This is a genomic window from Oerskovia enterophila (assembly GCF_001692445.1).
In the GTDB taxonomy this organism is placed as follows: Bacteria; Actinomycetota; Actinomycetes; order Actinomycetales; family Cellulomonadaceae; genus Oerskovia; species Oerskovia enterophila.
Genome location: NZ_MAQA01000041.1, coordinates 23,666 through 43,194, shown reverse-complemented (window position 1 = coordinate 43,194; position 19,529 = coordinate 23,666). Strand labels below are relative to the sequence as shown.

Annotated in this window: 14 protein-coding genes; 3 read left to right on the top strand and 11 right to left on the bottom strand. The window is 71.5% G+C overall.

Going from position 1 to position 19,529, the window contains the following annotated elements:
- The first annotated feature begins 606 nt into the window (after positions 1-606).
- Positions 607-1,755, top strand: coding sequence for a UDP-galactopyranose mutase (gene glf, locus OERS_RS15225; RefSeq protein WP_068626712.1), 1,149 nt, complete (start codon positions 607-609; stop codon positions 1,753-1,755).
- Between the two features lie 15 nt (positions 1,756-1,770).
- On the opposite strand, the gene OERS_RS15220 is transcribed toward glf, so the two are convergent.
- From OERS_RS15220 to OERS_RS15195, 6 genes are all read right to left on the bottom strand, one after another.
- Positions 1,771-3,060, bottom strand: coding sequence for a hypothetical protein (locus OERS_RS15220; RefSeq protein WP_083201513.1), 1,290 nt, complete (start codon positions 3,058-3,060; stop codon positions 1,771-1,773).
- 184 nt (positions 3,061-3,244) lie between these two features.
- Complete coding sequence (locus tag OERS_RS15215; protein ID WP_068626710.1) at positions 3,245-4,513, bottom strand: hypothetical protein; 1,269 nt, start codon at positions 4,511-4,513, stop codon at positions 3,245-3,247.
- 26 nt (positions 4,514-4,539) lie between these two features.
- On the bottom strand, positions 4,540-5,544 hold the full coding sequence (locus OERS_RS15210) for a TIM barrel protein (RefSeq protein ID WP_068626708.1): 1,005 nt from the start codon (positions 5,542-5,544) through the stop codon (positions 4,540-4,542).
- A gap of 59 nt (positions 5,545-5,603) precedes the next feature.
- Positions 5,604-9,008 carry a PQQ-dependent sugar dehydrogenase gene (locus OERS_RS15205; protein ID WP_068626706.1) on the bottom strand — a complete coding sequence of 1,135 codons (3,405 nt, stop codon included), beginning with the start codon at positions 9,006-9,008 and terminating at the stop codon, positions 5,604-5,606.
- A 458-nt stretch (positions 9,009-9,466) separates the two neighbouring features.
- Positions 9,467-10,132 carry a response regulator transcription factor gene (locus OERS_RS15200; protein WP_068626705.1) on the bottom strand — a complete coding sequence of 222 codons (666 nt, stop codon included), beginning with the start codon at positions 10,130-10,132 and terminating at the stop codon, positions 9,467-9,469.
- On the bottom strand, positions 10,129-11,448 hold the full coding sequence (locus OERS_RS15195) for a sensor histidine kinase (RefSeq protein ID WP_068626703.1): 1,320 nt from the start codon (positions 11,446-11,448) through the stop codon (positions 10,129-10,131). The genes OERS_RS15200 and OERS_RS15195 overlap by 4 nt, the downstream gene beginning before the upstream one ends.
- A gap of 231 nt (positions 11,449-11,679) precedes the next feature.
- Here OERS_RS15195 and OERS_RS15190 point away from each other — a divergent pair, with 231 nt between their 5' ends.
- Both OERS_RS15190 and OERS_RS15185 read left to right on the top strand, forming a co-directional pair.
- On the top strand, positions 11,680-12,828 hold the full coding sequence (locus OERS_RS15190; protein ID WP_248948605.1) for a PrsW family glutamic-type intramembrane protease: 1,149 nt from the start codon (positions 11,680-11,682) through the stop codon (positions 12,826-12,828).
- A gap of 30 nt (positions 12,829-12,858) precedes the next feature.
- Positions 12,859-13,443 (top strand): P-loop NTPase family protein, encoded by a 585-nt coding sequence (locus tag OERS_RS15185; RefSeq protein ID WP_231907577.1) that lies wholly within the window; start codon positions 12,859-12,861, stop codon positions 13,441-13,443.
- Here the strand turns inward: OERS_RS15185 and OERS_RS15180 are convergent.
- From OERS_RS15180 to gcvP, 5 genes are all read right to left on the bottom strand, one after another.
- Entirely contained in the window at positions 13,412-13,840 is a 429-nt protein-coding gene (locus OERS_RS15180) for a (deoxy)nucleoside triphosphate pyrophosphohydrolase (RefSeq protein WP_056648005.1), read from the bottom strand. The genes OERS_RS15185 and OERS_RS15180 overlap by 32 nt on opposite strands.
- Before the next feature lie 151 nt (positions 13,841-13,991).
- Positions 13,992-14,234, bottom strand: coding sequence for a helix-turn-helix domain-containing protein (locus tag OERS_RS15175; RefSeq protein ID WP_068626700.1), 243 nt, complete (start codon positions 14,232-14,234; stop codon positions 13,992-13,994).
- Positions 14,235-14,679: 445 nt separating this feature from the next.
- Complete coding sequence (gene gcvH, locus OERS_RS15170) at positions 14,680-15,051, bottom strand: glycine cleavage system protein GcvH (protein ID WP_056648015.1); 372 nt, start codon at positions 15,049-15,051, stop codon at positions 14,680-14,682.
- Between the two features lie 92 nt (positions 15,052-15,143).
- A complete protein-coding gene (gcvT, locus tag OERS_RS15165) occupies positions 15,144-16,316 on the bottom strand; it encodes a glycine cleavage system aminomethyltransferase GcvT (RefSeq protein ID WP_068626696.1) in 1,173 nt (390 codons plus the stop codon).
- 134 nt (positions 16,317-16,450) lie between these two features.
- Complete coding sequence (gcvP, locus tag OERS_RS15160; protein WP_083201510.1) at positions 16,451-19,351, bottom strand: aminomethyl-transferring glycine dehydrogenase; 2,901 nt, start codon at positions 19,349-19,351, stop codon at positions 16,451-16,453.
- Positions 19,352-19,529 lie beyond the last annotated feature (178 nt).

Genomic DNA, 19,529 nt, shown 5'->3' with positions numbered 1-19,529 from the left:
GAACGCCGGCATCAACGCCAGCTGCAACACCGTCACACCATTGCTCAACACGAAGAACACCACGAACTGAGCCAACCCCGGCCGACGCTCCGCGAACGACGACCACCCCACCCGCAACCGACCGAACGGGGACCGAGGGCTCGTGGTCGGCGATGGTGCCGTGGGGGGAGTGCTCACTGCGTTGTGCTCCTTGCTGACAGGACGCCGAGGACGAGTCGTCCGTGCGCCTGATCGGACACGAGGGCCGCGACTGCTGCGGTCGACCCCTCGACGTGGGGACTGCGGCGACACCCGTCCGCGGGGACGGGGCGTCGTCGGCAGTCAAGCACCGGATCACCGGGCCCTCACGGCCCTGTGCACAACCTGTCGCTCGGGGCGCATGATCTGTCGTCGGACGACCCCCGGTCCGGCCCGCGCGACGATCCCACCGCACCCTGCGGATCGTCCCGGACGGATGCTCAGAAGAGCGCTATATGCTGCAGTCCATTCGAGCTCGTCGGCGCCCGTGACCTCGATCCTGAGCCTGAGGTGGAGCACCCAGGCCCAGGGGCGCCCCTCGGCGCAGGTGCGCCGAGCGACGCGACGACCCGTGCAGCTGGGAGCAAGATGACGGACCTCGTGGTGGTGGGAGCAGGCCTCTTCGGTCTGACGGTGGCCGAGAGGATGGCGACGCAGCACGGCCTCGAGGTGCTCGTGATCGACCGGCGATCCCACATCGGAGGGAACGCCTACAGCGCCGTCGAGCCCGAGACCGGCATCGAGGTGCACCAGTACGGCGCTCATCTGTTCCACACCTCGAACGAACGCGTGTGGGAGTACGTCAACCGGTTCACCCGGTTCACGTCGTACGTGCACCGGGTCTACAGCACGCACCGGGGCGAGGTGTACCCGTTGCCGATCAACCTGGGCACGATCAACCAGTTCTTCCGCAGCGCCCTGGGACCCGCGGCTGCCCGCGCGCTCATCCGGGAGCAGGCGGCCGAGCTCGGGGGAAGGACCCCCCGGAACCTCGACGAGCAGGGGGTCAACCTCATCGGTCGTCCGCTCTACGAGGCGTTCGTGCGCGACTACACGGCCAAGCAGTGGCAGACGGACCCCCGCGAGCTGCCGGCGTCGATCATCTCCCGGCTCCCGGTCCGGTACACCTACGACAACCGCTACTTCTCCGACACGTACGAGGGCCTTCCCGTCGACGGGTACACGGCGTGGCTCGAGCGCATGGCCGATCACCCGAAGATCACGGTCCGGCTCGCCACCGACTTCTTCGACCCCTCGCAACCGGTCAGCAAGCAGGCGGTCGTGGGGCAGGTCCCGGTCGTGTACACGGGCCCGGTCGACCGGTACTTCGACCATTCCGAGGGTGAGCTCTCCTGGCGCACGCTCGACTTCGAGCAGGAGGTGCTGGCCGTGGGCGACTTCCAGGGAACGTCGGTCATGAACTACCCCGACGCCGACGTCCCGTACACCCGGATCCACGAGTTCCGGCACTTCCATCCGGAGCGCGACTACCCGGACGACCGGACCGTCATCATGCGGGAGTTCTCCCGCTTCGCCGGGCGGTCCGACGAGCCCTACTACCCGGTCAACACCGCGACCGACCGGGACCGCCTCGCCGCCTACCGACGCCTGGTCGAGGGCGAGCCGGGCGTCTTCTTCGGAGGGCGCCTGGGCACCTACCAGTACCTCGACATGCACATGGCGATCGCAGCGGCTCTCTCGACGGTCGACAACAGGCTCGGAGCGCTCTTCTCCTGACCGCTGCCGCCCGCCTCAGACGACGGGCTGCTCGTCGCGTTCCTTGAGCGCCTGGGCCACGGCCTCGGCGACCTTGCGCTCGTCGCTCGCGTGCCGTCGTCGGGCACCGCGCCGCTGCAGGACGACGCCCCCGACCACCAGGACGAGCAGCGCGAGCGCGGACCACGGCACGGCGATGGTGGACGCGGAACCCGTGGCGGGGGCGACCGGCAGGGGCGCGGCGTCGGCCGCGCCGATCGCTGTCACGACCTCCGCGGAGACCGTGACCGAGCCCTTGACCCGGCCCAGGGGCCAGACGCCGTCGACCGTCACGGTCCGCGTCAGCGACGTGCCGGGGAGCATCTCGGGGAGGTCGACGCGCGGTGCGCTCTGCGCGCCCGCACCCCACGGCCCGGCGACGCGCACGGACTGGCCCGGGGCCAGACGCGTGTTGCCGTCGTTCGTGACCGTGAACGTGACGACCGCGCTGCCCGCGGCGAAGGGGTTGAGGGTGCCGTCGTAGGTGACCGACACGTCGTCGACCACGACGGCCGGGACCAGGTCGCCCGCGACGCGCAGGTGCATGCGCGAGCCGAGGCGGCGGTCGACGCTCACGCCCTCGGCGTTCTCGACGAGCAGCGAGGACACGACGCCCGCCGCGTAGTCGCCCGGCGTCGCGTCGGCGGGGACGGTCACGGTGAAGGGCACGACCGCGGTGCCGCCGCCCTCGATCGTGACGTCCTCGGCCTCGAACGTGACCCACGAGCCGAGCGCCTGCGACTCCTCGCCCGCGGGCAGCAGGTCGAGCTCGCCGGCCTCGGTCATGTACCCGTCGGCCGCGTAGACGCGGAACGTCAGCGGCCCCTCGGTGTAGTTGGAGACGATGATCGCGTCGTCGAGGCTCGTCCCGGGGTCGAGGCCGTAGGCGTAGTTGGGGCGGTCGGTGCCGTGCACGGTGTCGGCGGGGCGCACGCCCCAGGTGACCGGGGTGGTCACCGCGGGGGCGTCGGGCTCGGCGGGGGCGTCCGGCGCGGGCGCGGCGGGATCCACCTGCCCGACGGCGGCGCTCACCGCGTGCGGGAGCGCGGCGGTCCGCGCGGGGGCGGACGAGACGACGGCCGAGGCGGTCGGGGCGACCAGCGAGACGAGCAGGCCCACGACCAGGGTCACGGCCAGCACGGCGAGGAGCCACAGGGCGTGGCTGTGGCCGTTCTCCCGCTGGTGGGCACGCGCGTTGCGCTGTGCCGAGCGCGGGTCCTGCGTCGCCTGCGCGGCCGGGCTCGCGCCGTCGCGCGCGCCCGGGAGGGAGAGGTGCTGGGTCGCCATGGTCGTGCCTGCTTTCGTGGGTTCCGACCGAGAGTAGCCGGACGGTCCGTCGCGTCGGGACGGCCGTCCGTGCCCCTCAGGAGAGCTGCCCGTCAGGAGGGCGGCCGGTCAGGAGAGCTGTCGAACGGTGGTGCCGGCCGGCCCGCGGAGAAACGGGCCGGCCGGCACCACGATCACTCCGCGACTAGCTGAGCGCCGTGAGCGTCAGCGTCGCGTTGTACGTCCCCTCGTTCACCGTGAGCGGGAGCTTCAGGTCGAGCTCCGCCCCGATGACCGCGGAGCCGCGGGCGTGCCCGGCCTCCGCGCTGCCCAGGGTGCGGGCGACGGACAGGCCGTCACCCTCGACGAAGCCCGAGGCGACGGCCGCACCCGCGACCGCTCCGCCGTCGTTCTCCTGGAGCGCGGGCGTCCAGCCGAGGTACTTGCCGGACACCGTCTCGCCGCCCGCGACGAAGTCGCCGACCTGTGCGGACACCGACCACGCCGGGGCGTTGATGCGGGTGTCCGTGACGCGGACCGGGACGAGGTCGCCCGAGGCCGCGAAGTGGTCGCCCTGCTCCTCGGCCACGCCCAGGTCGACGAGGCCCGAGGAACCCTCGAGGCTCCACGTGAGCTCGCCCGGACGGGGCTCGGGGATCACGACGGCGACCGACTGGTCGCCCGCCGCGAGCGCACCGGGTGCCGTGCCGGTGAGGTCGCCCTCGACCGAGCCCGCGGTGTTGCCCGGACCGAAGTTCGCGGCCGGCGCGTTGTCCGCGAGGCGCACGGCCCCGTGGACCGTGGTGCCCGCGACCTGGAGGTTCGCGGTGTTGCCGGTCAGGACGAGGTCCCCACCCACCGTGTTGCCCCACTGGTCTGCCGACCCGTCGCTCGTCGCGCCGACCAGCGCGTCGCGCGAGGTGCCCGTCACGGACAGGCTGCCCCCGACGACCGCTCCGCCGACGCTCACGCCGAAGTCGCTGTCACCGAGCGTCACGTCGCCGTTCACGCTCGTGCGCAGCAGGTCGACGTACGTCGCGGCCTGCGTCGAGAGGTTGCCCGCGATCTTCGAGTCCGAGATCTCGACGTCGACCCCGCCCGCCGCGACGCTGCCGGCCACGCGCAGGTCGTACAGGTAGAGGAACCCGACGCGCGAACCGGCGGTGTACGAGCTGATGTCGCCGCCCACGCTCGCCCCGTCGATCAGGACGCCGTACGCGTCGGTCGCGACGACGTCACCCTCGATGACTGCCTCGGTCGCGTCGAGCCACGCGTCGTCGCCGACCGTGATCGAGCCCTGGACCGTGGTCCCGCCGAGGACGCAGGTCGCTCCCGCGGGGACGACCAGGTCACCCGCGATGACCGTGTCGTCGAGCTCGGTCGTGCAGCTCGTGACGGCGGCGTGCGCTGCTGGTGCACCGACCGCGATCAGCGCGAACGCTGCGGCAGCGGCTGCTGAAACCTTCCACTTCATGGCGAATCTCCTGTTTTCTCGGTGGTTCAGCCGCGAAGGCCGTAGATGGAGGTGTAGCTGCGCCGTGCGTTGCCCAGGGAGTTCAGTGGGTTCGGCGGCGCGGCGACCGAGCTGGCGTTGTCCTGCTCGAACAGGCCGAAGTGCTGGCCGCGCGTGCGCAGCTGCGACAGGAAGGCCTGGTAGTCGATGTTGCCCTCGCCGAACTCGATGATGTCGTAGCCGTTGGCGCTGCCCGTGTTGGTCTTGCCGTCCTTGAGGTGGAGCATCGGGAAGCGGCGCGGGTCGCGCTTGATGTAGTCGATGGGCTCGAACCCGGGGTACTTGTGCTTGCCGACGTGCGCCCAGAAGACGTCCATCTCGAAGAAGACGAGCTCGGGGTCGAACTCGTCCCACAGCAGGTCGTACACGCGGCGCGTCGGGTCGTCCGTGGTGAAGCGGAACTCGCCGTCGTGGTTGTGCGCGTAGAGCTTGAGGCCTGCGGCCTTGGTCTTGACGCCCATCTGGTTCCACGTGTTCGCCGCGGCGGTCCACGCAGCGACGGTCGGGGTGTTGTTGATGGGGCCACCCTGGCCGATGTGCGGCATCCCGAGGATGAGCGCCTTCTCGATCTCGGCGTCGATGTTGCCCGGGTTGAGGGTCGCGTGCGTCCCGACGGCCCGCAGGCCGTTGTCGTCGAGCAGCTGGCGGATCTCCGGGATGGTGATCGGGCCGACGTTGCCCTGCGTGTAGCCCGCGAACTCGACCTCGGAGTAGCCGATGTCGGCGAGCTCCTCGAACACGGCCCGGAAGCCGAGCGAGCTGACCTTGTCGCGCACCGTGTAGAGCTGGATGCCGATGCGGTTGACGGGGACGAGGCGGTTGCGGCCGCTGCTCGGTGCTGCGGCGACGCCGCCCAGGGCGGACGCCGCGGTCGGGCCGATCGCCGCGCCCACACCGACGGCGACCGTCGAGGCCGCGAGGGCCTTGAGCAGGTTCCGCCGGCTCATCGGGCGAGCCGGGATGGACTCGTGGTGGTGCTCGTGTGAACTCATGTCTCTCCTTCGAGGTGAGGTTCGGTGGCCCGGGGCGCGAGCCCCGGGCCACCACGTGCCTAGTTGCGGACGGTGAGGTTGAGCGACGTCGCGCTCTTGGTGACGCCGGTCGAGCCCTGGTAGGCGATCTCGACCTTGTAGGTGCCGACCTCGGGGAGCTTCGGGAGCGTCACGACGACGTTGCCCTCGGCGTCGAGCGTCCCGGTGCGGGTAGCGACCGTGGCGTTGTTGCGCTTGACCGTGACCGTGACGTCGCCCGTGGCGACGACACCGGTCGAGCTCTCGACCGAGATGGTCGCCTTGGCGGCGATCGACGGCTTGACCGGGTTGGGCGAGACCGAGCCCGAGACGGTCGAGGACGCCGCGGCGACCGTGAGGCGCACGGTCGACGAGGACTTCTTGAAGACCTGGTCGGCCTGGTAGCTCGCCTTGAGGGTGTGCGTCCCGACGGCGAGCGACGGGTCGAGCGCGACCGTGGCCACGCCGTCGACGAGGGTCCCGCGACCGACCTCGGTGTCGCCCGAGGTGAGGACGACGTCGCCGGTCGGCGTGCCACCCTCGCCCGTGACGGTGACCGTGGCCTCGCCCGGTGCCCCGTACGAGACGCGGGCTGCCGGCACGGCGACCTTGGTGACCGACGAGACCGTGGGCTCGTTCGGCGCCGCGAGGTCGATCGTGAAGGAGACCGACCCGACCGTGGAGACGTTGCCGCCCGTGTCGGTCGCGCGGTACTGCAGGTTCCGCACGCCGTTGGTCGTGAAGTTGACGCTGTACGCGCCGCTGGCCGCGGCCACGTTCGTCCAGGACTGGCCGTTGTTGGTCGAGTACTGGACGCTCGCGAGAGCGCCGTCGTCCTTGACGTCGAGGTTCATGCGCACGGCCTTGTTGTAGACGCCGCCGACGCCCGTGGGCGCTGCCGGGTCGAGCGTGTGCTTGATCGTCGGCGCCTTGACGTCACCGACGCCCACGCCCTGGAAGTCGAACGAGTCGACGGCCAGCTCGTTGGCCGAGGTCACGAACAGCGTGCCCGAACCCTGCGGGGCGTTCGTGAACGGCACCGTGACCTCCTTCCAGCCTGCGCCTGCGGGGATCTGGGCCGTGGCGAACGGCGCGGCGTCGGCCGCACCCCAGCGGAGCTGGAGCTGTCCGCCACCGTTGGCGACGACCTTGACACCCGTGATCCCGGCGAAGTTCACCGGGCTGTAGGACAGGTGGTCGCCGTTGCCGAGGCCGCGGATCGCCTGACCGGCACCCGCCGTCTCGTCCTCGTACGCCACGACGCCCTTGCTCTTGGCGTGCTCGGCCTGCTGGACGAACGGGTTCAGCTGGACGGTCGCCTCACCGGGAGCGGCGGGCAGGCCGTTGTGGCCGTTGTCGGTGTAGGAGACGACGACGGCGCCGTAGATGTGCGCGCCCTCACCGTGCTGCGGCGAGTCGGGCGACGTCTTCCAGGCGCCCGTGCAGCCCGTGCCCGAGACCTCGGGGTGGGCGTGCTCGTCGTGGCCCAGACCGTAGGTCCATGCGACGCGGTTGCAGGCCGTCGCGGTGCCGTCCTCGGCGTCCTGCGTGGAGACCTTGAAGGGAACTGCCTGGCCCCAGCTGAAGAACGAGCCGTCACCGGGGTAGTCGACCGTGACCACGGGGGCCTGGTTGCCGACCGAGATGACCTTGGAGGTCAGCGTGAACTTGCCCTTGGCGTCGGTGACGCGCAGGCGGGCGTTGTACTGACCGAGGGTCGTGTAGGTGTGGCTCGCGGTGATCCCCGTGGCGTCGAACGTGCCGTTGCCGTCGAAGTCCCACTGGTAGGTGAGGGCGTCGCCGTCGGGGTCGCTCGAGGTGCTCGCGTCGAAGGCCGCGGTGAGCGGGGCCTCGGACGACGAGGTGGGGGTCGCGGTGAAGCGGGCCTGGGGCGCCTTGTTGCCCTCGGCGTAGGACACCTTGTAGAGGCCGGCGTCCGGGTTGGCGCGGAAGAAGCCGTCGCCGTAGTCGAGCACGTAGAGCGAGCCGTCGGGCCCGAACTCCATGTCGATCATGTTGTCGTTGAGCGGCTGCGCGTTCTTGGCGAGCTGGGCGTTGGGCGTGAAGTCCTCGATGTGCGTGACCTCGTAGGTCTCCCAGTCGACCGTGAAGGCCGCGAGGTAGTCCTGCGAGAACTCGCCGAAGAACGCCTTGTTGTCCCAGTACTCGGGGAGCTTGGACGTCGAGGGGTTCTCGGCGTCGTAGTGGTAGACGGGGGCTCCCATGGGGGCCTGGCCGCTGCCGGTGCCGAAGTTCACGAGCTCGTCCCACGGCTGGTCGCCGGGGCGGTCACCGTAGTAGAGCGTCGCGGCGCGGGCCGGGGGCAGGTCGACGAGGCCCGTGTTCCAGCGCGAGTTGTTCTTGAGCGCGGCCGGGTCGAAGAACGCCCCGGGGGTGCTCGTCGCGAAGTTCCACTCGTTGTAGGGCGCGTTGGGGCCGTGCACGTAGGGCCAACCCGCGTTGTGCGGGTCGTCGAGGCTCACGGTGTTCCACTCGACATAGCCCATGGGGCCACGGTTCGGGTCGGCGTTGGCCGCGTCGGGACCGTAGTCGCCCCACGAGAGGCTGTTCGTCTCGGGGTCCACGTCGATGCGGAAGGGGTTGCGGACGCCCATCACGAAGATCTCGGGGCGGGTCTTCTCGGTACCGACCGGGAAGAGGTTGCCCTCGGGGATCGTGTACGTGCCGTCGTCCTGGACCTTGATCCGGAGGATCTTGCCGCGCAGGTCGTTTGTGTTGCCCGCACCGCGACGCGAGTCCAGGCCGGGGTTCATCCCCGGAGCGTCGTTGTTGGGCGCGAAGCCGTTGGCCCCGGGCGCGCTCGCGGGGGTGTTGTCACCGCTCGACAGGTAGAGGTTGCCGTCGGCGTCCCAGTCCATGTCCGCGCCGACGTGGCAGCACTGACCGCGCTGGACCTCGATGTCGATGATCTTCTGCTCGGAGGCCAGGTCGAGACCCGTGCCCGTCCACTTGAACCGGGAGAGCCGGTTGACGCCCTTCCACTGGTCCCAGTAGCTCTCGTCGGCGCCTGCCGGGAGGGTGTTGGGAGCCGAGCCGGTCGGGGTCCCGCTGAGCGGTGCGTAGGAGAGGTAGACCCAGCCGTTCTCCGCGAAGCTCGGGTCGATCCCGATGCCCTGGAGACCGTCCTCCGAGTTCGCGTACACGGGGATCTTGTTGGTGACGGAGGTGATGCCGGTCTCGGGGTCGGTGAGCCGGACGTCGCCGTTGCGGGCGGTGTGCAGGATCTTGCCGTCAGGCAGGATCGCCAGGTCGATGGGCTCGCCGACGTCCTTGGTCAGCAGGATCTTCTCGTAGTTGGACCAGTCGAGCGCGGCCTCCGCGCCGGGCTCTGCGCCGTGGTCGACGCCGTCGTGTGCCGTCGCCGGGCCTGTTGCGGCCGCGAGCCCCGTCAGGGCCAGGACGCCCGCGAGAGACGCGGCGACCACCCTGGATCTCGCGGTCCTTCGTGCAGGAATAGACTTCACAGTGATGCAGCTCCTCATGGGGGTTCATCGCCGGACCGGGCCACCGCTCGCTGCTGAGACAGCGGGATCACGGGTGGTCCGGTCTTTTTGTGTCTCGTGGAGGTGGCTCCCCGGGCACTCCCGCCCTCGCCACCGTCGTCGTCCTCCCCTCGCCGTCGAGTGGTGGTGTTCTCCGTCATCGCTGACAGGTGGCACCGACTGGTCACCGGTCGCCCGGCAGGATGAGCGCTCACACTGCTCGAGCGATCCGGAAGATCCTGGAATGCGATGTATCTACCTGCTACTACGGCGGTCTTCCTCGACCACCTGGTAGGAATCTAGGCCGACTTCTATCGCCTGTCAATCAAAAGTTGAAACCTACCGCTCAGTAGTAGTGCACAGTTCCCCCCGGCCTGCACGCCGAGAAGGTCCGTTCGCTCTCAGGCCTCGCCCGTGACGAGCCCGGACCGGTACGCGAGGACCACGAGCTGGGCCCGGTCACGGGCCCCGAGCTTCGACATCGCACGGTTCACGTGCGTCTTGGCCGTGAGCGGCGTGACGTGCAGCCTCACCGAGATGTCGTCGTTGCTCATCCCCTCCGCGACCAGCAGGACGACCTCGCGCTCACGGTCGGTGAGCGACCGGAACGCCTCACCGTCGACGCTGGGACGCGGCTCGGTCGTGACCGCCCGCGCGATCAGGCTCCGGGTGGCCTGCGGGGACAGGAGCGAGTCACCCGCCGCGACGGTGCGCACCGCGTCCACGAGGACCTGCGGGCGCACGCCCTTGCCCAGGAACCCGGCAGCCCCGGCACGCAGCGCACCGATCACGTGCTCGTCGTCCTCGAACGTCGTCAGGACGAGCACGTGCACGCCAGCGAGCCCGGGGTCGCCGACGATCTGCGCGGTCGCGGAGATCCCGTCCGTCCCCGGCATCCGGAGGTCCATCACGACGACGTCGGGTCGCAGGTCTCGCGCCAGCTCGACCGCCCGGGCCCCGTCGGCCGCCTCCCCCACGACCTCGATCCCCTCGCTCACCCCGAGCAGCGCGGCGAAGCCCGCCCGGATGAGCTCCTGGTCGTCGACGACGAGCACACGGACGGTCACGGGGCCTCCTGGGTGGCGGGTCGCACGGCATCGGTGGCGCCTGCCCGAGCGGGTCGGTCTGCGGTCGCCGCAGGCACGGGCAGCGAGACCCGGACGATCCAGGAACCCTCGCGCGAGCCCGTCTCGACCGTGCCGCCGACCGCGGCGACCCGCTCGCGGAGCCCCACGAGCCCCAACCCGCTCCCGTGCGCGGCGACAGGGCCGGACGCGCCGGCCGCACGCTTCTGGCCGGCCGCGCCCTCGGAGCCGACCGCCGTCCGCGACGGCAGGGGGTTGACCACCTCGACGACGACCGAGTCCGCACCGTGCACCACGCTCAGCTCCGCCCGCCCGGTGCCGTACCGGTGCGCGTTGGTCAACGCCTCCTGGACCACCCGGAAGACCGTGAGGTCCAGCACCGGTGACAGACTGCGCGGGACACCGACGGTCCGCTCGACGACCTCGAGGCCCGTGGACCGCGCCTCGTCGAGGAGGCCCGGAAGGTCGGCCAGCCCGGGCGCGGAGGCGGAGGCACCTGGTTCGTCGGCGTCGCGCAGGAGGTGCAGGAGCGACGACATCTCGGACAGGACCCGCTCCCCCGCGTCGCGCGCGTGCCCGATCGCCTCCCGGGCCAGGTCGGGACGCTTGTCGAAGAGCGCCTCGGCCGCACCCGCCTGCACGCTGATGACGGCCGCGTGGTGCGCGACGACGTCGTGCAGCTCGCGGGCGATGCGCAGCCGTTCCTGGGTGACCCGCCGAGCGGCCTCGGCCTCCCGGGACTCCTCGGCGCGCACGGCACGGTCGCGCGCCGCCGCGACGACGGCGCGCTGCGCGCCGACCGCCGCGCCCAGCGCTGCCGCGAGGACGATCAGGGCCACGACGAGCACGACGTAGGACCCGAACGGGTCCTTGCCGCCCACGAGGACGAGCACGGCCGGGTAGGCCACGATCATGGCCAGCGTCGCGCAGGCCGCCTCGCGCCGCCCTGCGTACGCGGCGACCGAGTAGGTCGCGACGAGCCCGGGGGCGAACGCGAGCGACGAGTCGGCGTCGATCGCCGCCGATCCGACCATCGCGGCCAGGGCCACGCCGACCGCGACCGACGGGTGCGCCCGACGCCACACGAGCCCCGTGCACGCGACCACGAGCGCGACGGCCGAGGCCACGGTGCTCGCGTACCTCTCGGGGGCGACGACCTGGGGCACCGCGAGCACCAGGAGCAGGACCAGCGCCCCGACGGCGTCGCGCGCCGTCACGGGTAGGCCGCCCCAGCGCGCGGCCGGGCGGGCGAGCCGCGCACGGCGCGTGCCGGTCGGTCGCGCGCGGTCGGGTTCCACCGTCCGACGATAACTGCGGACCTGATCCGCACGGCGCATCGACGCAGGTCGGGGCGGCTGCTGCGGACGCAGTACGTGCCTCCCCAGGGATCGTCAGTGCGACCGACGTCCGACGCGCTCGTCCGGGAGAGACTCGGTTCATGGGGACGCGCGAACCGTCTCGGCCACCGGTCGACGGCGTGTCGCGCCCCACCAGCTCTTCTCGACGATTCCCAGTGATTGGCTGAAGCCATGATGGTGCTTCTTCTCAACGTTCTCGGCGCGGTCCTGCTCGCCGCAGGCTTCTACGCTGCCTGGCGGCTGGCTCCGCGGCGCCCCGACGCTCCCCCGGCCCGGTGGTACCCCGACCCGGCCTCGAAGGCCGCGCGCCGTCGCTTCTGGGACGGCCAGGCCTGGACGGCCCGCGTCACCGCGGGCACCGAGGCGGCGAACCGCGGCCACCACTTCCGCGGCCGCTTCTGGGGACAGTGGGTCTGGCCGCTCGTCGGCGCGGGCGTCGTGCTCCTCGCGGGAACCACGCTCTACCGGTCCACCGAGAACGTGCACGTCATCGCCGTCACGAGCTTCCTGGCCATGGCCCTGGTCTGCTGGGCCTTCTACGGGTTCGTGGCCCGACAGCTCGCGCTGCCCGAGGTGATCGGGCTCGGGCAGATCGTGGCGGTCGCGGTCGCCTCGGCCGGGGCGACGTTCCTCGTCGGCCTGAACCTCAACGACCTCACCGGCTCGATCGGTGGGATCTCGCTCGCGACGGCTCTGGTCGGCCTGACCGAGGAGACCTCCAAGCTCCTCGTCCCGATCGCCCTGTTCCTCCTCGGCACCTATCGCAACCCGCGGGCGGGCGTCGCGATCGGCCTGGCCTCCGGGTTCGGGTTCGCGATCGCCGAGACCACGCTCTACGCCTACCAGACCGCTGCGGCGTCCGGGCCGGCCTTCTGCGGAGGAGAGACTCCTGCCGCGACCACCGCGTCGGTCATCGCGGCACAGGTCGCTCGGATCTTCGGGGTCTCGCCGTTCCACTGGCTCTTCACGGGCATCGCGGTCGCCATCGCGTGGCGGGCCTGGCACCTGTACGGCCGCAAGGGGACGCCCGCCGCGCTCGGCGGGATCCTGCTGGTCATGGTGGTCCACTCGCTCAACGACACCTCGGCCACGCTCGGGTGCGGCGAGCCCACGGTCCAGTCGCTGCTCGCCATGCTGCGCTACGTCCTGGTGATCGTCATGTACCTCGTGTTCAAGGCCTGGGCCCGCAAGCACACTCCCCCGCAGATGATCGGGGCCGTCAGCACGGGATGGACCCCCAAGCACCTGGGCGAGCAGAGCGTCCCGGCCGACGAGGCGCCGGCCGAGGACTCCCCCGCCCGGGAGCCCGCCGACGGCTGAACCGCACGCGACGTCCGGTAGTGTCCCGGGGTGCACACGACCCTCGGACCCCTGGACGACGTCGTCGCGCACCTCGGGCACGTCCCTCGCCGCATCCTCGTGGCCGGCGTGTCCGGCTCGGGCAAGACGACGCTCGCACGACGGCTCGCCGCGCGCCTCGACCTGCCGTGCACCGAGATCGACGCGCTCTTCCACGGCCCCGCCTGGACACCCCGGGCGACGTTCGTCGAGGACGTGCGTGCCGTCGTCGGGCAGGAGGCGTTCGTCACGGAGTGGCAGTACCGCGCCGTGCGCCCGCTCCTGCTGGACGAGGCCGAGCTCGTCGTGTGGCTCGACCTGCCCACCGCGACCACCCTGCGTCAGGTCGTGGCACGCACGGTGCGCCGGGCCGTGCACCAGGAGGTGCTGTGGAACGGGAACGTCGAACCGCCGCTCTGGACGATCTTCACGGACCGTGACCACATCGTCCGGTGGGCATGGTCGACGCGCCGGTCGTTGCGCGACCTCCCGACGGTCGTGGCCCAGCAGGACCCGCCCGTCGCGCTCGTGCGGCTGCGGAGCCGGCAACAGGTCGAGACCTGGGTCAGACGGCTTCCTGCTCCACCCAGTCGCTGAGGGCCTCGACGATCCGGACGTCCCCGTCCAGCCAGTCGACGCTCCCCCACTCGCCCGCGGGAAGCCAGCGCAGGGCGTCGTGCTCGACCAGGGGCTCGGGCTCTCCGTCGACGATGCGCGCGAGCCACAGGCGCATGACGTGGCGGTCCGTGATGTTCCAGCCACCGTCGTCGGGACCGAGGAGCTCTGCACCGAGCTCGACCTGCACGCCCAGCTCCTCACGGAGCTCACGGTGCAGCCCGTCGACGGGCGTCTCCCCCGGGTCCACCTTGCCGCCGGGGAACTCCCAGCGCCCGGCCAGCTCCACAGGCCGCGAACGGCGTGCGGCGAGCAGGAGGCGGGGCGTGGCGAGGTCGTCGACGACGGCCGCAGCGACCACGAGTCGGCGGAGAGTCATACGCGGAGTGTTTCACGCCCGGTGTGACGGCACGTGACCCGGCACGTGTCCGGCTGGTCACACGGCGCGACGACGCGCCTCACGACCCTGCTGGACCCCGCTGCCCCGCCGACACGTGTCGGCGGGCTTCGATGCTGATCCTCGTCGAGGCTCAGCGGATCCCGGCAGCCTTGGCCCACTCGACCGCTTCTGCACGGGTCGAGACGCCGAGCTTGCGGTAGAGGCTGCGCACCTGCGACTTGACGGTGTTGCGCGTGACGAACAGCTTGGTGGCGATCTGCTCCAGGGTGATGTCCTCGGAGAGGTTCGACAGCACCACGTGCTCACGACGGGTGAGCGTGGCGGGGAGCTGGGTTGCCGGCGACTCGGTCCGGGCCAGTTCGATGATGCTCATGCTTCCTCCAGATGCTGACCGGTCTCTCCATCGCGTCATGGATCGATCCGGTGCCTTGCTGCTACTGGGAGAGATGGCCCAGCCGGTGATTCATGACGCGGTTTTTCACCCTCAATCTCGGACGCCTCGCTGAGCGACCTCTTCTCGCTCTCGCTAAGGTGCATTCCCGCAGGTCAGCGCGATATCTTTCCGGGACTGCCCGTAGCAGGTGATATCTCCGATGTGCCCTAGATCACCCTTCCTGCGTTGCGACAAGAAATGTGACCCGTCTCACAGTGTGTGCCGACCAGGGCCACGCCACAAGCCGAGCGGACCCTGGACAGCACGAAGGGCCGGTCCCGCGACGAGGTCGCAGACCGGCCCTCCGGGGCGCGTCCGAGGATGCGGGCACGCGGCACGGGCGGGGTCTCGCCCGGTGGTGGCCGCGTCGTCCGACGGCGGCGAGTCAGCCGCCGACGAGCGCGCTGTACTCCTCGGCGGTGAGCACGGGGCCCGTCTCGGTCACGTCGACCTTGATGAGCCAGCCCCCCGCGAAGGGCTCCGCGTTGACGAGCGACGGGTCGTCGATCGCTGCCTGGTTGACCTCGGCCACGGTGCCGGTGACCGGGGAGTAGAGCTCGGAGACCGACTTGGTCGACTCGACCTCGCCGATCACCGAACCGGCCGTGACGGTCGCCCCGACCTCGGGGAGCTCGAGGTAGACGATGTCGCCGAGGGCCTCGGCCGCGGTGCTCGTGATGCCGATGACGGCCGGGGTCGAGGCGTCGAGCCACTCGTGCTCGGCGGTGTACTGCAGGTTGCCGGGGAAGTCGGCCATGGGAGCTCCTGGTGTGCTGGTGCTGGTGCGGGTGCGGAAGAGGCGGGCCCGGGGGCCCGTCGAACGAGGTCGGTGCGCTGCGCGGGATCCGGTCAGGACGCCTGGGGACGACGGTAGAACGGCATGGGCACGATCACCACCGGCTCCTCGCGCCCACGGACGTCGACCGCGAGCTCGGTGCCCTCGGCACTGAACTCGGGGGTCACGTAGGCCATCGCGATCGGGTACCCGAGCGTGGGCGAGGGGGCCCCGGAGGTCACGAACCCGATCTGCACGTCGGGGTCCTTGCCCGGGATCACGACGGCGTACCCCGCGCGGGCGGGGCGCTTGCCGAGCCCGCGCAGGCCCACGAGCACGCGCGCCGGCTGTGCGCCCTTGCGCGACGCGAGCGCGGCGCGGCCGACGAACTCGAGCGGGTTGCCCTCGGCGTCGACCTTGTCGAGCTTGACGACGCGCCCGAGCCCCGCCTCGTAAGGCGTGGTCGTGGTGTCGAGCTCGTGGCCGTAGAGGGGCATGCCTGCCTCGAGCCGCAGCGAGTCGCGGGCCGAGAGCCCTGCCGGGACCAGCCCCAGGGGCTCCCCCGCCGCGAGCACGGCCCGCCACAGCTCACGCGCGCGCTCGGCCGGGACGAACAGCTCGAAGCCGTCCTCCCCCGTGTAGCCGGTGCGTGCCACGAGCGCGTCGATCCCGGCGACCTGGGCGGTGAGCGACGCGTAGTACTTCAGGCCCTTGACCACCTGTACGTCCTCGGCCGCCACGAGCGAGGTCACGATCTCCTCGGCGCGCGGGCCCTGTACCGCGATGAGCGCGGTCTCTGCGGCCTGGTCGGTGACGGTCGCCTCGAGGCCAGCGCAGCGACGGACCAGCTCCTGGGTCACCAACGGCGCGTTCCCGGCGTTGGCCACGACGAGGAACGTCTCCTCGGCCAGGCGGTAGACGACCAGGTCGTCCAGGACCGAGCCGTCCTCGGCGCAGATCATGGTGTAGCGCGCACGGCCCACGGCCACGGCCGAGAGGTTGCCGACGAGCGCCCGGTCCAGGGCTGCAGCGGCCTGCGGCCCGCTGACCTCGATCTCCCCCATGTGGGAGAGGTCGAACAGCCCGGCGGCCTCGCGCACCGCGCGGTGCTCGGCCAGGTCGCTCGTGTAGCGCAGCGGCATCTGCCAGCCGCCGAAGCTCGTGAGCGAGGCGCCCAGGGCGACGTGCTCGTCGTGGAGCGGGCTGAGGCGGTCAGCGACCGGGGTGTGCTGCTCGGACTCCGTCATGGTGATCCTCTCGGGGGAGCCGGAGCCTGCGTGACCTCTGCGTCACGCTCGCTCCGACAGGGCGGGGCAGGGCGGGGTGGGCCCGGGGTCGTCCGGACCGCCGCGACCCTGGGGTCGCCTCGGTCCGGTCGGCCTCAGGAGTACGACTCGATCGGAGGGCAGGAGCACACGAGGTTGCGGTCACCCCGGGCACCGTCGATGCGGCGCACGGGGGGCCAGTACTTGCCGGTGCGCAGCGAGGCCAGCGGGTAGGCGGCGACCTCGCGCGAGTACGGCTTGTCCCACGCGTCCGAGACGACCGCGGCGGCGGTGTGGGGCGCCCCGCGCAGCGGGGACTCCTCGATGCCCCAGGCGCCCGCGGCGACCTGGTCGATCTCGGCCTTGATCGCGACCATCGCGTCGACGAACCGGTCGAGCTCGGCGAGGTCCTCGCTCTCGGTCGGCTCGACCATGAGCGTGCCCGCGACGGGGAACGACAGCGTCGGGGCGTGGAAGCCGTAGTCCATGAGGCGCTTGGCCACGTCCTCTGCCGTGACTCCGGTCTGCGCCGTGATGCCGCGCAGGTCGAGGATGCACTCGTGCGCGACCAGGCCCGTCTCGCCCGTGTAGAGCACGGGGAAGTGCTCGGTCAGGCGGCTGGCCAGGTAGTTCGCGGCGAGCACGGCCGTCTTGGTCGCGGCCTCGAGCCCGTCGGGGCCCATGAGGGCGACGTACGCGTAGGAGATCGGCAGGATGCCCGCCGAGCCGAACGGAGCGGCCGAGACGGGCGAGGCCCCCTCGCCCGTGAGCGGGTCCCCCGGCAGGAACGGCACCAGGTGCTCGGCCACCGCGACGGGCCCGACGCCGGGGCCGCCTCCACCGTGCGGGATGCAGAAGGTCTTGTGCAGGTTCAGGTGCGAGACGTCGCCGCCGAACTCGCCCGGGCGGGCGAGCCCGACGAGCGCGTTGAGGTTCGCCCCGTCGATGTACACCTGTCCACCGGCAGAATGTACGAGGTCGCAGACCTCGCGCACGTGCTCCTCGTAGACGCCGTGCGTCGAGGGGTAGGTGATCATGATCGCCGCGACCTGGGGGCCGTGCTGCTCGAGCTTGGCGCGCAGGTCGTCGAGCTGGACCTCGCCCTTCTCGGACGTCGCCACGACCACGACCCGCATGCCCGCGAGGGCCGCCGAGGCCGCGTTGGTGCCGTGCGCCGACGCGGGGATGAGGCACACGTCGCGCCCGTCCTCGCCACGCGAGCGGTGGTAGTCGCGGATCGCGAGCAGGCCGGCGAACTCGCCCTGCGACCCGGCGTTGGGCTGGACCGAGACGCCGGCGTAGCCCGTGATCTCCGCGAGCTGCGCCTGGAGCCCGTCGATCAGCTCGGCGTACCCGAGGGCCTGCTCGGCCGGGACGAACGGGTGCATGTCCGCGAACTCGGGCCACGAGATGGCCTCCATCTCCGCGGTCGCGTTGAGCTTCATGGTGCACGAGCCGAGCGGGATCATGGTCCGGTCGAGCGCGAGGTCCTTGTCCGAGAGCGAGCGCAGGTAGCGCAGCATCGCGGTCTCGGAGCGGTGCCGGTGGAAGACCGGGTGCGTCAGGTAGTCGGTCGTGCGCAGCACGTCGGCCGGCAGCACGCTGCCGCCGCCCTCGAACTCGAGGTCCTGACCCGTGGCGAACACCTCGACCAGCGCGAGGACGTCGTCGGGCGTCGTCGTCTCGTCGCACGCGATCTGTACATGATCTGCGTCCGGGTTGTACACATTGATGCCGGCGTCGGCGGCAGCGGCGACGAGAGCCGCCGCGCGGCCCGGGACCACGGCCGAGACCGTGTCGAAGAAGACGTCGTGCCGGACCTCGACGTCCGCGGCGCGCAGGCCGTTGGCGAGCGCCACGGCGCGCGAGTGGACGCGCTCCGCGATCTCCCGGAGCCCCGCGGGCCCGTGGTACACGGCGTACATCGACGCGACGATCGCGAGCAGAGCCTGCGCGGTGCAGATGTTGCTCGTGGCCTTCTCGCGGCGGATGTGCTGCTCACGGGTCTGGAGCGCGAGCCGGTAGGCCTGGTCGCCGTCGGCGTCGACCGAGACGCCGACCAGGCGGCCCGGGAGCGAGCGCTCGAGGCCCTTGCGGACCGCCATGAACGCCGCGTGCGGGCCGCCGTAGAAGAGCGGGACGCCGAAGCGCTGGGCCGAGCCCACCGCGACGTCGGCGCCGAGCTCGCCGGGCGAGACGAGCAGCGTGAGGGCGAGCAGGTCGGCGGCGATCGTCACCAGACCACCCCGGGCCTTGGTCTCGGCGACGAGCGGCCGCAGGTCCCGGACCACGCCCGAGGCCCCGCTCTGCTGGAGCACCACGCCGATGAGCTTCTCGTCCCCGGCACCTGCCTCCGCGAGGCCTGCCGCGAGCCCCTGGGACAGGTCCACGACGACCACGGGCAGGCCGACCGACTCGGCCCGAGCGCGCGTCACCGCGACGGTCTGGGGGAACAGCTCGGCGTCGAGCGCCACGACGCCGGCCCCGCCCTTGGCCGCGCGCCACATGAGCGCGACGGCCTCGGCGACCGCGGTGGCCTCGTCGAGCAAGGACGCGTTCGCGACCTCGAGGCCCGTGAGGTCCAGGACCACGGTCTGGAAGTTGAGGAGCGCTTCGAGGCGACCCTGCGAGATCTCGGGCTGGTACGGCGTGTAGGCCGTGTACCAGGCGGGGGACTCGAGCACGTTGCGGCGGATCACCGGAGGAGTGATGGTCCCGTAGTAGCCGAGGCCGATCATCTGCGTCTTGACGACGTTCTTCGCCGCGATGGCCCGCAGGTCCGCGAGGACCTCGGACTCGGTGCGCGCGGCCGGCAGGTCGAGCGGGCGGTCGGTGCGGATCGAGTCCGGGACCGCCGCGTCGACCAGCGCGTCGAGCGAGTCGTAGCCCAGCTCTGCGAGCATCACCGCGACCTCGCCCGTGGGGACGTCGGCCGAGTCAGCAGCGACCGGTCGGGGGCCGATGTGGCGGAACGGGAAGTGCGCGCGGTCGAACGCGTCGCTGGACTGCTGGGTCACGGAGGTCTCCGGGGGTCGGCGAGGAAGACGGCGGCGGGCTCGGGAGCCCACCCGTTCCTCCCCGCTCTGTCATCGGACGCGCAGCGTCGACCTGAGAGTTTTGCCGGTCCGCCATGGTCCTCGCGGACCCGGGGCGCGCCGGCTTGCACCGTCGGTAGGGGACTCTCCCACCCGAGAG